The sequence below is a fragment of the Puerhibacterium puerhi genome (assembly GCF_009846865.1).
Classification (GTDB): Bacteria; Actinomycetota; Actinomycetes; order Actinomycetales; family Cellulomonadaceae; genus Puerhibacterium; species Puerhibacterium puerhi.
The window spans coordinates 1-12,688 of sequence record NZ_WUWN01000030.1 but is presented as its reverse complement, the minus strand read 5'-3'; the positions used below and the strand labels follow the sequence as shown (position 1 = coordinate 12,688).

The window sequence follows — 12,688 nt, the reverse complement described above, 5'->3', positions numbered from 1 at the left end:
CGGCACGGCCGGGTGAGGAGGAGGCAGGCGGGCGGCGGCCCGCGGACCGCCCCGCGAGCGACGGTGGTCGCGGGGGCGGCGGGCGCGTCAGGCGCCGGGGGCGGCGAGCTCGCTCGGCAGGACGAACCGCACGTCGGGGTCGGCGGCCAGGCGGGTGAGCACCCGCTCGGCGACGTCGGCGTAGCACGCCTGGCCGAGCACCCAGCCGGCCCAGCTCAGGCCGAGGAACCGGGGCCCGACGACGTCGGCGTCCGCGATCAGCTGGTCGATCCTGTCGACCAGGATCTGCTCGTAGTCGCCGAACCGGGTGCCGCGGGTGTAGAGCTGGAAGGCGTCCTCGGTGTCGAGGGCGAACGGCACCGCGGTCAGCCCGGCGGCGGCGCCGTCGAGGGCGACCGGGCGCTCGTCGACGGTCCAGTCGCCGAACCACCGCACGCCCTCGTCGCGCAGGATCCCCGTCGTGCGGTCGGTGCAGCCGCGCTCCGGGCCGAACCAGCCGGTGATCGCGACCCCGGTCGCGTCCCGGACGGCCGCCAGGGAGCGGCGGACGTAGTCGCGCTCCTCGTCGGCGGACATCCGGGAGTCGATGATCGACGTCGCCGCCTCGCCGCGGGCGACCACCTCCCCCGCGCCGGCGGCCATGCGCCGCGCCAGGCCCGGCACGGTGCGCACCCCGTAGGCGTCGAGCGCCACGGCGTACGGCAGGCCCAGGCGGTCGGCGATGCGCTGCAGCCGGAAGATGCCGTTGGTCAGGCCGAACTCGTACTGCGAGACCTTGGCGACCTGGCCGTGCGGCGGGCCGCCGGGCGGGTCCTGGGAGGCGCCGCCGACGCCGCCGGGCATCTGCACGGCCCGGTAGTGCCCCGGCTCGCGCGCGTCGAGGTAGTACGGCGCGTGCAGCAGGAGCGAGACGGTCAGCCGCGCCGGCGAGTCCCAGTGCTCGCGGTGCGTGTCGTACGCGTGCGGCAGGGTGGGCGCGAAGACGGTCGCGTCGGGCGGGTTGATGTCGATCGTCATGCGAAGGCTCCTGCGTGCTCCGCGAGCAGCGACCGCGAGAAGGCGACCTGCTCGTCGTAGAAGTTCTCGAGGTAGTGGTCGGTGATCTGCCCGGCCGTGGTGACCCAGATGCGGTCGTCGCTGCGCACGTAGTCGAAGATCGCCTCGAGGTAGCGCGCCGCGTTCGGCTGGCCCATGACGAACGGGTGGGTAGCCAGGCACGCCACGCGGGCCTGGCCGTCCTCCTCGGCGTCGCGCAGGAGCCGGTCGACCTGCGCCTTGATCAGGTCGAAGAAGTACTCCTTGGGATGGTTGCGCGACAGCACGGCGGGCACGTCGTTGGTGGTGAACGAGTACGGGACGTTGACCAGGCGGTCGCCGGACGCGGTCAGCAGCGGCCGCGGCTGCTCGTCGTGGACGAAGTCGGCGAAGTAGGTCATGCCGTGCTTGACCATGAGGTCGGCGGTGTTGTCGGTCCCCGAGATGCGCGGGCCGAGCATGCCCTTGATCGGCCGCCCGTCGTAGTAGGTCAGGGCGAGCTGCTGGCTGATCTCCAGGAACCGGTCCTCCTGCTCGGCGGTGTAGCCGAACAGCGGGCGCAGGTTGGAGATGCCGTGGCTCATGATCTCCCAGTCGCGCTCGAGCATCGCGTCGCGGACCTCCGGCTGCTCCTGCAGCAGCGCCAGGCTCAGGGAGACGGTCGACGGCATGTCGTACCGGTCGACCGCCCGCAGCATCCGCCAGAACGCCACCCGGTTGCCCGAGTCGCGGTGCATGTAGTGCTGGGCGTCCGGCGGGGTGACGCGGGCGCTGAACCGGGAGCCCTCGGGGGCGAGCCAGTCGTAGTGCTCCACGTTGGGCGCGTGCCAGAAGGCCACGGTCTTGCCCTCCGGCCACGTCACCCGCGGCCGGTCCGGCATCGCGGAGTAGAGCATCCGCGCGTTGTTGCTGATCACAGTTCCTCGTTCCTTCCTGGGACGGGCGGGTGCGGGCCGGGCACCCGGCTCACGCGACGTCCACGGTCTGCTGCCCGCGGAACCGCCGGCCGAACGTGTTGACGGCGAGGACGAACAGCCGGTCGCACACCAGGCCGGCCACGCCGAGCACGAGGATCGCCGTGAACACGTCGGGGACGTTCGTGCTGGTCATACCGTTGTTCACCATGACGCCGAGCCCGGCGGAGGCGCCGAGCATCTCGGCCGACACCACGGTCATGAAGGCGTTGCCGAGCGCGACGCGGGCGCCGGCCACGATGTACGGCACGCTCGCCGGCAGGGTGACCCAGAACATCCGCTGCCACCACGACGCCCCGGCCACGCCGGCCATGCGGGACAGGTCCTGCGGGAGCTTGGTGGAGCCCTCGATGGTGTTGAGGGCGACGACGAACAGGCTCGTGTAGACGATGAGCAGCACCTTGGACGTCTCGCCGGCGCCGAACCACACCAGCACGGGCCCGAACCAGGCCAGCGGCGGCACGAACCGGAAGAAGGTCACGAAGGGCGCCGCCATGCCCGACGCCACCCGGCTCGCGCCGAGCACCAGGCCGACCACAACGCCGGCGACGGAACCGAGCACGAAGCCGGCGACGATGCGCCAGAGGCTGGCGCCGGTCGACGCGGCCAGCGTGCCGTCCGCGAGGTTGTCGGCGAGCGACTCGGCGACGGCGAGCGGCCCGGGGAACAGGAACGGCACGTCGTAGGCGCGCGACCCCCACTCCCACGCGGCGACGAGCACCACAAGGGAGCCGAGCGTCAGGCCGGTGCGGCGCGCGGCGCGCGCGAGCGCGTCCGACGGCACCCGCACGGCCGGCCGGGGGCGGGCGACGACGGGGGTCCTCAGGTCCTCTTCGGGGCTGGCGATCGTGCTCATGCGGCCTCACGTCCTGCGTAGTACTTGCGGAACAGGGAGCTGCGCAGCCCGACGAACAGCAGGTCGAACAGGTACCCGACGACGCCGAGCACGAGGATCCCCGCGAACATCAGGGCGGTGTTGGAGAAGGTCCGGGCGTCGTAGATGACGTAGCCCAGGCCGGACTGGCCGATGATCATCTCGGCGCCGACCACGGCCATGAAGGACAGGCCGAGCCCCAGCCGGGCGCCCACCATGACGAACGGCACGGCGCTCGGCACGAGGATGCGCGCGAACGTGCCCACCGGCGACAGGCCCACGGCGCGCGCCATGCGGAGCTTGTCCGCGTCGACCGCTGCGATGCCGCTGATCGTGTTGATGGCGACCGGGAAGACGGCCGCGTACACGACGACGAACAGGATCGACGGCTCGCCGACGCCGAGCCAGATCGTGGCGGGCACGATCCAGGCGATCGGCGCGACCGTGCGCAGGAAGTTCAGGTAGGGGTTCAGCAGCTCCCGCACCACGCGGAAGGAGCCGATGCCCGCACCGAGCAGCAGGCCGCCGACGGAGCCGGCGACGAAGCCCGCGACGACCCGGCGGACGGTGTCGAGCAGGTCCGTGCGCGTCTGCGGGTCGGTGACCAGCTGCACCAGCGCGGTGACGACGTCGGTGGGCGCCGGCAGCACGAGCGGGTTGCCGGTGGCGGCGGCCACCGCCTGCCACGCCGCCGCGACCACGACGACGCCAAGCAGCCCCAGCCCGACACGCGCGCCGCGGCCGGACAGGTCGACGCGCGCAGCGGCGACGGCGCTCATGCCGCCACCGTGCCGGTCTCCAGCGGGCGGCGCGCCTTGGCGGCCGAGACGGTGGCTTCCAGCAGGTCGATGTACTCGTTGAACTCGGCCGTCCGGCGGCGGGGCCGCGGCAGGTCGATCGGCACGATGCTGTGCAGGTAGGCGCGCGGCCCGGAGCTCATGACCCCGACCCGGTCGGCCAGGATCACGGCCTCGGCGATGTCGTGGGTGATGAACAGGACGGTGCGCCGCTCGCGCTCCCAGATGTCGGAGAGCTCCGCCTGCAGCGTGCCGCGCGTCTGCGCGTCCAGCGCACCGAACGGCTCGTCCATGAGGATCATCCGCGAGTCGGTCACGAGGCCGCGCGCGATCTGGACGCGCTGCTTCATGCCGCCGGAGAGCTCGTGCGGGAACTTGTCGGCCTGGGGGGCCAGCTCGACGAGCTCGAGCACCTTCTGCGCCCGGGCGCGGCGCTCGCCGGTGCCGACGCCGGCGACCTTGAGCGGGAACTCGACGTTCTGCCGCACGGTGAGCCAGCCGAGCAGGGACTCGTGGCCCTGGAACACGACGGCGCGGTCCGGGGCGGGCCCGGTGATCTTCTCGCCCTTCAGGGAGATCGTCCCCGTCGTCGGCTTCTCGAACCCGGCGACCTGGTTGAGGATCGTCGTCTTGCCGCACCCGGAGGGGCCCAGCAGGACGAAGAACTCCCCCGACCGGATCGACAGGTCGATGCCTTCCATCACGGGCGGCAGGGACGGCTTATAGCTGTAGGAGACCCCGGACACCTCCAGGAGGGGCGGGACGGTCTGGACGTCTGGCTGGCCTGTCACGAGCGCCTCCTGCGAGCTCGAACGCCCGGGCGGGTTCCCGGGCTGTGGCCAACCTAGGGAGGCGACGTTGCGGTCGATTTGCCCGGTTGTTGCGCGGGCAGTGCTGGCGTGTTGCCCGCGTGTAACGGGGCGCCCGTGCGATCGCCGGACCGCGTTACGCCACGGCGTCGCGCAGCCGCTCGGTCGCCTCCGCCGCGGCGGCGAGGACCGCCTCGGGCAGGGCCGCGATCGCCTCCTCGTCCGCCCGTTCGGCCAGGTAGGCGACCGACAGCGAGCCCGCGGGGACCCCGTCGGGGGCCAGGACCGGCGCCGCGACCGAGGCCGAGTGCCGCACCCGCTCGCCGTCGGTGCGTGCCCAGCCCTGCTCCCGGACGACCGCGAGCCGCTCGCGGATGGCCGCCACGTCGGTCACCGTGCTGGCGGTCCACCGCGGCCGGGGCAGCCGCAGCACCTGCTCGACGTCGGCGTCGGGCAGGAACGCCAGGATCGCGAGCCCGTTCGCGCCCGACACCAGCGGGATGCGCTCCCCGAGCGTCACCGAGATACGGATCGGCTGCATGCTCTCGACCTGCCCGACGTAGCAGCGCTCGTAGCCCTGGCGCGCGCTGAGCGTCGCCGTCTCCCCCGTCAGGGCGGCCAGCCGCGCGACGACCGGCATGGCCGCGTCGCGCAGGGCGTCGCGCCGCCGCGCCTGGTTGCCGAGCCCCAGAGCGGCCGGGCCGGTGCGGAACAGCCCGGTGCCGGGCTCGGTGCTGGCGAAGCCCGCGCCGAGCAGCTCCTGGAGGATCCGGTGCACCTCGCCACGGTCGAGGCCGGTGGTGGCGGCCAGGTCGGCCGTACACACCGGACCGTTCGCGTCGGCGAGAGCCTGCAGGACGACCAGCACACGGCTGGTCGTCGACGCGGACCGGGTGTTCTCCATGCCGTACCTCCCTGGTGGGCGCGGCCGCCGCTGTCTCCGGCGGCGAAACCGCGGCGAAACGGCCGCCACATCGCGAAGACAACTCGGCCGCCTAGGGTCCGGGCGGCACAGGTACCGGCCCCGCGGGGCCGGTGGCGGAACCATAGACGGGCGGTCACGGTGCGGACAACGCAGGCACGAGGTGTGGGACGGACGGAGCACACGGGCCCCGCGACGGGCGACCCGGTTGGCGCCGACGCGCTCGGCGCGCTGGCGGCCTGGGCTGTCTCGGAGCCGTGGGCGCGCGCGGACGACGCCGCGCGCGCCGCGCTGCGCGACGCGGTGGGCAACCTGCTGGCCGTGACGGTCGCCGGCGCGACGACACCGGAGCAGCGCACCCTGCTCGCGGCCTGGGACCCCGAGCCCGGCACGGCCACGGTGATCGGTAGCGGCCGCCGCGCCACGGCCGAGACGGCGGCGTGGCTCAACGGCGTCGCCGCGGTGACGGTGGAGCGCGACGAGGGCAACCGGCACGCGCAGGGGCACCCCGCCGCGCAGACGGCTCCGGCGGTGCTCGCTCTCGCCGAGCGGCTCGGCCTGTCCGGCGCCCGGCTGTGGGACGCGCTGTTCGTGGCCTACGAGCTGGCGACGCGATTCGGCCGCGCCGCCCGGCTGGACCCGCGCGTGCACACCCACGGCGTGATCGGGCTGCCCGGCGCCGCGGCGGGCTGCGCCCTGCTCCTGGGTCTGGACGCCGCCGGCGTGCGGCGGGCGATCGAGGCCGCGTGCGCGCTGCCGGTCGCGACGGGCTGGGGTCCCGTGCTTGCCGGCAGCGCCGTGCGCGACCAGTGGGTGGGCGCCGCCAACGTCGCCGGCCTGGCCGCCGCCCGCCTCGCGGCCTCGGCGCTGCCGCTCGCCCACCCGGTGCCCGCGCCGCACCTGGGCGGCACCCTCGGCGAGGTGGAAGCCGACCTCCTCGTGGCCGATCTCGGCGGGACACCCGCGGTCACCACCAGCTATCTCAAGCAGTACTCCGGGTGCGCCTGGACGCACGGCGCCGCCGACGCCGCACGGGAGCTGCGCCACCGCCTGGCGGGCACCGGCCGTGACGCCGACGACGTCGTCGCCGTGCGGGCCGAGGTCACCGGGCTCGGCGCGTCGCTCGGCGCGACCACCTGGCACAGCCGGCTGGGCGCACACTTCTCCGTGCCGTTCGTGCTGGCCTCGGCGCTGGTGCACGGCGACGTCGCCCCGCACCGGGCGGCGGTGCCACCGGACCCGCGCGTCGCGCGGGTGGCCGCGCTGGTCAGCACCGTCGACGCCACCGAGTCGCTGCGGGGCCCGGACCCGACGGCGCGTCCTGCGCGCGTGACCCTCGAGCTCGCCGACGGCACCACGCTGACCGCGAGCGTCGAGCACCCCGCAGGCGACGCCGTCGCCTCGCCGTTCGACGCCGCCGAGAGGGACGCGCTGCTCGACGAGGCGCTCGCGCCGACCGGCCTGGGCGCCGCGAGCGTGCACGCGGCGGTGCGCGACCTCGGGTCCGACCTCCCGGGGGCGGTGCGGCGGGCGCTCGCCCGCCTGGTCCCGGCGGGCTGCTGACCGCGCGCCCCCTCGGGGCCGCCCACCACCCACAACGGTTCACGGCGGCAACCGGCTCGACACATCACAGGGCTACCGTGCCGCCATGCCGCACATCGCCCCGCACGCCAGGCTCGTCCCGCCGTCCGGCATCCGCCGCGTGTTCGAGGCGGCGCTCGGGGTGGACGGCGTGGTCAACCTCGCCGTCGGCGAGCCGCACCTGCCGGTCTCGCCGCACGTCGTCGAGGCCGCCCGGGACGCCTGGGCGGCCGGCCTCGTGGACTACGGCCCGAACGGCGGCATCGCGCCGCTGCGGGCGGCCGTGGCATCGAAGCTCGCCCGCGAGAACGGCATGGCGGTGGACCCTGCGCAGGTGTGGGTCACCGTCGGTGCGACGCAGGCGCTCCACCAGGCGCTCGGCATGGTCCTCGACGCCGGCGACGAGGTGCTGGTGCCCGACCCCGGCTACACGGTGTTCACGATGGCGCCCCGGACCCTCGGCGCCGTGCCGGTGCCCTACCCGCTGCGGCCCGAGGACGGCTTCCGGCCGGACCCCGACGCGCTGCGGCGGCTCGTCACGCCGCGCACGCGGGCGATCGTGGTGAACTCGCCGTCCAACCCGCTCGGTGTCGTCCTGCCCGAGGCCGACCTGCGCGCCGTGCTCGAGGTCGCCCGCGAGGCCGACCTGTGGGTGCTCTCCGACGAGGTGTACGAGCACTTCGCCGACGAACCGCACACGTCGCTGGGGGCGCTCGACACGGACGGCCGCGTGCTCAGCATCTTCTCCCTGTCCAAGTCGTACGCGATGACGGGCGCCCGCGTCGGCTACCTCGTGGCTCCCCCGGCGTTCGCCGATGTCCTGCCGCACCTGCAGGAGGCGACGATCAGCTGCGTCGCCATGCCGGACCAGCACGCCGCGCTGGCGGCCCTCACCGGCCCCCAGGACGCCGTCGTGCACGCCGCCCGGACCTACCGGGCGCACCGCGAGCTGGCCGGCCGCACGCTCGACGAGGCGGGCGTGCGCTACCACCGCGCCCGGGGCGCGTTCTACCTGTGGGTCGACGTCGCCCACGCCAGCGGCGGCGACGTCGAGGCCTGGTGCCTCGACCTGCTGCGCACCGAGCGGGTGGCCGTGGCGCCCGGCTCGGCGTTCGGCCGCTCCGGCGAGGGCTGGGTGCGCGTCAACCTCGCGGTCGAGCCGGAGGACCTGGTCCGCGGGCTCAAGGTGCTGCCCGCGCCGGCCTGAGCACCTCTCACGGGCGCACAGACCCGCACACGCGCAAGGGCCCCGCACCGGAGATCCGGTGCGGGGCCCTTGCGTGCGAGCGGGTGCTCAGTGGGCGTGCTGCCCGCGGCTGAACTCGAAGACCCAGCCGACGAGGGCGATGACGCCGATCATGAAGCCGATGTAGACGACCCACCAGCCCACGGCCATGCCGAGGAACCCGACGGCGGCCGCCGAACCGAGGACGAGCGGCCACCAGCTCCACGGGGCGTAGACACCCTGGTCGCCGGCACCCTCCTCGATGTCACCGTCCTCGTCGTCCTCGGGACGCGGGTCGATGCGGCGGGCCGTCAGCGCCAGGTAGGCACCGACCATCGCCATGAGGCCGCCGACCAGCGGGATGCCGAGGAACCCGACCGGCTCCTCCCACTCGGTGAGCAGGCCGTAGATGACTCCCACGACCAGGAAGAACGGCGTGAGCCAGAGGAAGAGCTTGATCTCGATCTTCACTTGCCGGTCTCCTCGTCGGTGCGGGGCTCGTCCAGGACCTGGGTCGTGGTCTGCTGACGCTCCGGGTACTGCTGGCCGGAGCGCTCCTGCGCCAGCGGCTGCTGGCCGCGCCGGTCCGCCTCGCCGTACACCTTGTCCAGCACACCCGGGTACAGGTCCGGGTGCTCCATCGCAGCCACCTCGGGGTGGTGCAGGTCGAACGCCGGGGACTCCGAACGGACGCGCGGCAGCGAGCTGAAGTTGTGCCGCGGCGGCGGGCAGGACGTGGCCCACTCCAGCGAGCGGCCGTAGCCCCACGGGTCGTCGACCGTCACCTTCGGCGCGTTGCGCCAGGTGGTGTACACGTTCCAGAAGAACGGGAGCATCGACGCCGCGGTGAGGAACGCACCGACCGTGGAGACCTGGTTCTCCCAGGTGAAGCCCTCCTCCGGCATGTAGTCGGCGTAGCGACGCGGCATGCCCTCGACACCCAGCCAGTGCTGGACGAGGAACGTGGTGTGGAAGCCGACGAACAGCATCCAGAAGTGCACCTTGCCGAGCCGCTCGTTGAGCATGCGGCCGGTGAACTTGGGCCACCAGAAGTAGAAGCCGGCGAACATCGCGAACACCACGGTCCCGAACACGACGTAGTGGAAGTGCGCGACCACGAAGTACGAGTCGGACAGCTGGAAGTCCAGCGCGGGGCTCGACAGGATGACGCCCGTCAGGCCGCCGAACAGGAACGTCACCAGGAAGCCGATGGACCACAGCATGGGCGTCTCGAAGGTGAGCTTGCCCCGCCACATCGTGCCGATCCAGTTGTAGAACTTCACGCCCGTCGGCACGGCGATGAGCATCGTCATGAAGGCGAAGAAGGGCAGCAGGACCGCGCCGGTGACGTACATGTGGTGGGCCCACACGGTCACGGACAGCGCCGCGATGGCGATCGTCGCGTAGATGAGGCCCTTGTAGCCGAAGATCGGCTTGCGGCTGAACACCGGCAGGACCTCCGACACGATGCCGAAGAACGGCAGCGCGATGATGTACACCTCGGGGTGGCCGAAGAACCAGAACAGGTGCTGCCAGAGGATGGCGCCACCGTTCTCCGGGTTGAACACCTGGGCGCCGAGCGTGCGGTCCGCGCCGAGCGCGAAGAGGGCGGCGGCCAGCGGCGGGAACGCCATCAGCACCAGGAGGCTGGTGATGAGGGTGTTCCAGGTGAAGATCGGCATCCGGAACATCGTCATGCCGGGCATGCGCATGGTGATGATCGTGGTGATGAAGTTGACGGCGCCGAGGATGGTGCCGAAGCCGGACAACGCCAGGCCGAAGACCCACAGGTCACCGCCCAGCCCGGGGCTGAACGTGGTGTTCGACAGCGGCGCGTAGGCGAACCAGCCGAACGACGCGGCGCCCTGCGGCGTGAAGAAGCCGGCGGCGGCGATGAGGCTGCCGAACGAGTACATCCAGTAGGCCAGCATGTTCAGCCGCGGGAACGCGACGTCGGGCGCGCCGATCTGCAGCGGCATGATCACGTTGGTGAAGCCGGAGAACAGCGGCGTCGCGAACATGAGCAGCATGATCGTGCCGTGCATCGTGAAGAGCTGGTTGTACTGCTCCTTGCTCTGCACGATCTGGATGCCCGGCTCGAAGAGCTCGGCGCGGATCAGCAGCGCCAGGACACCACCGATGCAGAACCACAGCACCGACGTGATCAGGTACATGTACCCGATCGTCTTGTGGTCGGTGGAGGTGATCCACTTGACGACGGTCCGTCCGAGGGTCTGGCGCCGGGGGGCCAGCCCAGGGACGATCTCCGCCGCCGGGGCGTGAGAGGTGGTGGTGGCCATCAGCGCTCGTTCTCCTCGAGGTTCAGGTCGTCCGTCGCCGGGGGGTCCTGGTGACGGTTGAGGTCGAGGCCGAGCTCACCGGTCTGGCCGGCAGCGCGCAGGTCTTCCATGTGCGCGTCGTACTCCTCCTGCGAGACGACCTTGACGTTGAAGAGCATGCCGGAGTGGAACTCTCCGCAGAGCTCGGCGCACTTGCCGGCGTAGGTCCCCTCGCGCGTCGGGGTGACCTGGAACGTGTTCGTCCGGCCCGGGATCATGTCCTCCTTGTAGAGGAACGCCGGGATCCAGAACGAGTGGATGACGTCGCGCGCGTCGAGCTGGAACTGGACGGTCTGGCCCACCGGCAGGTACAGCGTGGGCAGCGCGGCGGAGGTCCCGGGAGCGCCGTCGACCTCGTCCTCCTCGGTCTGCCCGCCGACGTCGATCAGGTGCTGACCCGAGTCGTAGACGCCGTCGTCGAGGTAGTTGAAGTCCCAGCTCCACTGCTTGCCGATGACCTGGATGTTGACGTCCGGCTCGGCGCTGGTGTCCTGGATCTGCGACATGTCGCGGTCCGTGTAGTAGAAGAGCACCAGGACCATCAGGATCGGCACGGCCGTGTACATCAGCTCGAGCGGCAGGTGGTACCGCGTCTGCACCGGCAGCTGGTGGTCGTCCCTGCGCTTCCGGTACGCGGCGATGCACCAGAGCATCAGCCCCCAGGTCACGACGCCGACGAAGAGAGCGGCGATCCACGAGCCGACCCAGAGGTGGGTGATGGTCCCGGTGTGGTTGGTCACCTCCCCGTCGTCGAATCCGGGCAGGTACCCGCGCTTGACAGAGTCGCTCGCGCAGCCGGAGGCCAGCAGGGCGACGGCGCCGGCGATCGCCGACGCGCGCCAGATGGCCCGCCTGCTGCGGGTGGGGGGCTTCGAGTGCAAGGGAGGCCTTTCACGTCTCGTCCCGCGCGCCGTGCTGGCACGGCGCATGGCGGAACCTTCGTCCTCGATACATCGCAGCCTAGCGCGACTGGCGTCCACAGATGGCCGTTTTGGAGTGGTCCTGAGGTGACGAAGTGCCGACCTTGCGACACCATCCCTCCAGGTCACGACACCGGCAGGCGGGATGTCAGATCGATGCGCCCGCACGGAGCGGTGCACGGCCACGCCCCGTCGGGCGGGCGCGCGCCTCGGCCGGCCGTCCACCCGCCCGCTGTGACGGATCGCACGCCCGCCGGACGCGGACGGGCCCGGCCCCGGAGCAGTGCTCCGGGACCGGGCCCGTCCGGGTCGCGACCGCCGTCAGGCGAACGAGCCGCCGCAGGCGCAGGAGCTCGCGGCGTTGGGGTTGTCGATCGTGAACCCCTGCTTCTCGATGGAGTCCGCGAAGTCGATGGTGGCGCCCTCCAGATAGGGGACGCTCATCTTGTCCACCACGACCTCGACGCCGTCGAAGTCGCGCAGGGCGTCCCCGTCGAGCAGGCGCTCGTCGAAGTAGAGCTGGTAGATCAGGCCGGAGCAGCCGCCGGGCTGGACGGCCACGCGCAGCCGCAGGTCGTCACGCCCCTCCTGCTCCAGGAGGCTGCGCACCTTGGTCGCGGCGACGTCGGTGAGGTTCACGCCGTGGGTGGCGGTCTCGAGGGTGTCGGTCATGCTTCCTCCAACAACGGGGTCGGTGACGCTCTTCCCGATACTAAGCACGCGCGCCGCCGTGCGGGAGCGGGCGCCCGCGGTGAGACGCCTCTCGCCACCGCGGTGCCCACGTCGCGGCGACCCGCGCGACGCGGTCGCCGTCGTCGTCGCCCACCTCGTGCACCCCGCTCAGCCCGGCCGCGGACCACTCGCGGCGGGACGCCTCGGCGCGCCCGGCGAGCACCACGACGGGCACGGCCCCCGGCCGCGCCGCGGCGACGACGTCCGCCAGCGGCGGGCCGTGCAGCGCGCGGGCGTCGAGCCGCTCGAGGTGGACGACGATGATGTCGGCGGCCGCGACGCGCGCCGCCCAGGACGGCGGCGCGGCACCGCCCCCGCCCGCGCCGGCGTCCAGGTCGCCGGCACCGGCACCGGCGCCCGGCGGGGGTCGCCGCACCAGCGCCGTCACCGGCACGAGGACCGGGGGCGGGTGGCGGCGTCGGGAGCACCCCGGCCTCGACCGTGCCCGCTCCCCCGGCGCGCCACGCGGCGGCCAGCCCC

The 12,688-nt window shown here is 72.9% G+C and carries 13 protein-coding genes; 2 read left to right on the top strand and 11 right to left on the bottom strand.

Going from position 1 to position 12,688, the window contains the following annotated elements; all coding sequences use genetic code 11:
• Positions 1-87: 87 nt before the first annotated feature.
• From GSF02_RS14010 to GSF02_RS13985, 6 genes are all read right to left on the bottom strand, one after another.
• The gene (locus GSF02_RS14010; protein ID WP_159797560.1) at positions 88-1,017 is read right to left on the bottom strand and encodes a polysaccharide deacetylase family protein; all 930 of its coding nucleotides are present in this window, start codon (positions 1,015-1,017) and stop codon (positions 88-90) included.
• Complete coding sequence (locus tag GSF02_RS14005) at positions 1,014-1,952, bottom strand: polysaccharide deacetylase family protein (protein ID WP_159797558.1); 939 nt, start codon at positions 1,950-1,952, stop codon at positions 1,014-1,016. The genes GSF02_RS14010 and GSF02_RS14005 overlap by 4 nt, the downstream gene beginning before the upstream one ends.
• A 49-nt stretch (positions 1,953-2,001) precedes the next feature.
• The gene (locus tag GSF02_RS14000; protein WP_159797556.1) at positions 2,002-2,865 is read right to left on the bottom strand and encodes an ABC transporter permease; all 864 of its coding nucleotides are present in this window, start codon (positions 2,863-2,865) and stop codon (positions 2,002-2,004) included.
• Positions 2,862-3,662, bottom strand: coding sequence for an ABC transporter permease (locus tag GSF02_RS13995; protein WP_159797554.1), 801 nt, complete (start codon positions 3,660-3,662; stop codon positions 2,862-2,864). Before GSF02_RS13995 ends, GSF02_RS14000 begins: the two co-directional genes overlap by 4 nt.
• On the bottom strand, positions 3,659-4,471 hold the full coding sequence (locus GSF02_RS13990; protein ID WP_201308937.1) for an ABC transporter ATP-binding protein: 813 nt from the start codon (positions 4,469-4,471) through the stop codon (positions 3,659-3,661). The genes GSF02_RS13995 and GSF02_RS13990 overlap by 4 nt, the downstream gene beginning before the upstream one ends.
• A 154-nt stretch (positions 4,472-4,625) precedes the next feature.
• A complete protein-coding gene (locus GSF02_RS13985; protein WP_159797552.1) occupies positions 4,626-5,393 on the bottom strand; it encodes an IclR family transcriptional regulator in 768 nt (255 codons plus the stop codon).
• Positions 5,394-5,576: 183 nt separating this feature from the next.
• Here GSF02_RS13985 and GSF02_RS13980 point away from each other — a divergent pair, with 183 nt between their 5' ends.
• Positions 5,577-6,974 carry an MmgE/PrpD family protein gene (locus GSF02_RS13980; protein ID WP_159797550.1) on the top strand — a complete coding sequence of 466 codons (1,398 nt, stop codon included), beginning with the start codon at positions 5,577-5,579 and terminating at the stop codon, positions 6,972-6,974.
• 85 nt (positions 6,975-7,059) lie between these two features.
• On the top strand, positions 7,060-8,199 hold the full coding sequence (locus GSF02_RS13975) for a pyridoxal phosphate-dependent aminotransferase (protein ID WP_159797548.1): 1,140 nt from the start codon (positions 7,060-7,062) through the stop codon (positions 8,197-8,199).
• 87 nt (positions 8,200-8,286) lie between these two features.
• Here GSF02_RS13975 and GSF02_RS13970 read toward each other — a convergent pair whose 3' ends face one another.
• The 5 genes from GSF02_RS13970 to GSF02_RS13950 all read right to left on the bottom strand — a co-directional run bounded on the left by GSF02_RS13970 (position 8,287) and on the right by GSF02_RS13950 (position 12,596).
• A complete protein-coding gene (locus tag GSF02_RS13970) occupies positions 8,287-8,688 on the bottom strand; it encodes a cytochrome c oxidase subunit 4 (protein ID WP_159797546.1) in 402 nt (133 codons plus the stop codon).
• The gene (ctaD, locus tag GSF02_RS13965) at positions 8,685-10,517 is read right to left on the bottom strand and encodes an aa3-type cytochrome oxidase subunit I (protein ID WP_159797544.1); all 1,833 of its coding nucleotides are present in this window, start codon (positions 10,515-10,517) and stop codon (positions 8,685-8,687) included. Before ctaD ends, GSF02_RS13970 begins: the two co-directional genes overlap by 4 nt.
• Entirely contained in the window at positions 10,517-11,437 is a 921-nt protein-coding gene (gene ctaC / locus GSF02_RS13960; protein WP_235915578.1) for an aa3-type cytochrome oxidase subunit II, read from the bottom strand. Before ctaC ends, ctaD begins: the two co-directional genes overlap by 1 nt.
• Positions 11,438-11,797: 360 nt before the next feature.
• Positions 11,798-12,148, bottom strand: coding sequence for an iron-sulfur cluster insertion protein ErpA (gene erpA, locus GSF02_RS13955; protein WP_159797540.1), 351 nt, complete (start codon positions 12,146-12,148; stop codon positions 11,798-11,800).
• Positions 12,149-12,188: 40 nt separating this feature from the next.
• Positions 12,189-12,596 (bottom strand): glycerate kinase, encoded by a 408-nt coding sequence (locus tag GSF02_RS13950; RefSeq protein WP_159797538.1) that lies wholly within the window; start codon positions 12,594-12,596, stop codon positions 12,189-12,191.
• Positions 12,597-12,688 lie beyond the last annotated feature (92 nt).

Excerpts from the sequence above, each read along its gene's own strand:
- GSF02_RS14010 (WP_159797560.1), bottom strand. The coding sequence starts at position 1,017 with ATGACGATCGACATCAACCCGCCCGACGCGACCGTCTTCGCGCCCACC.
- GSF02_RS14000 (WP_159797556.1), bottom strand. The coding sequence starts at position 2,865 with ATGAGCACGATCGCCAGCCCCGAAGAGGACCTGAGGACCCCCGTCGTC.
- GSF02_RS13995 (WP_159797554.1), bottom strand. The coding sequence starts at position 3,662 with ATGAGCGCCGTCGCCGCTGCGCGCGTCGACCTGTCCGGCCGCGGCGCG.
- GSF02_RS13985 (WP_159797552.1), bottom strand. The coding sequence starts at position 5,393 with ATGGAGAACACCCGGTCCGCGTCGACGACCAGCCGTGTGCTGGTCGTC.
- GSF02_RS13975 (WP_159797548.1), top strand. The coding sequence starts at position 7,060 with ATGCCGCACATCGCCCCGCACGCCAGGCTCGTCCCGCCGTCCGGCATC.
- ctaD (WP_159797544.1), bottom strand. The coding sequence starts at position 10,517 with ATGGCCACCACCACCTCTCACGCCCCGGCGGCGGAGATCGTCCCTGGG.
- erpA (WP_159797540.1), bottom strand. The coding sequence starts at position 12,148 with ATGACCGACACCCTCGAGACCGCCACCCACGGCGTGAACCTCACCGAC.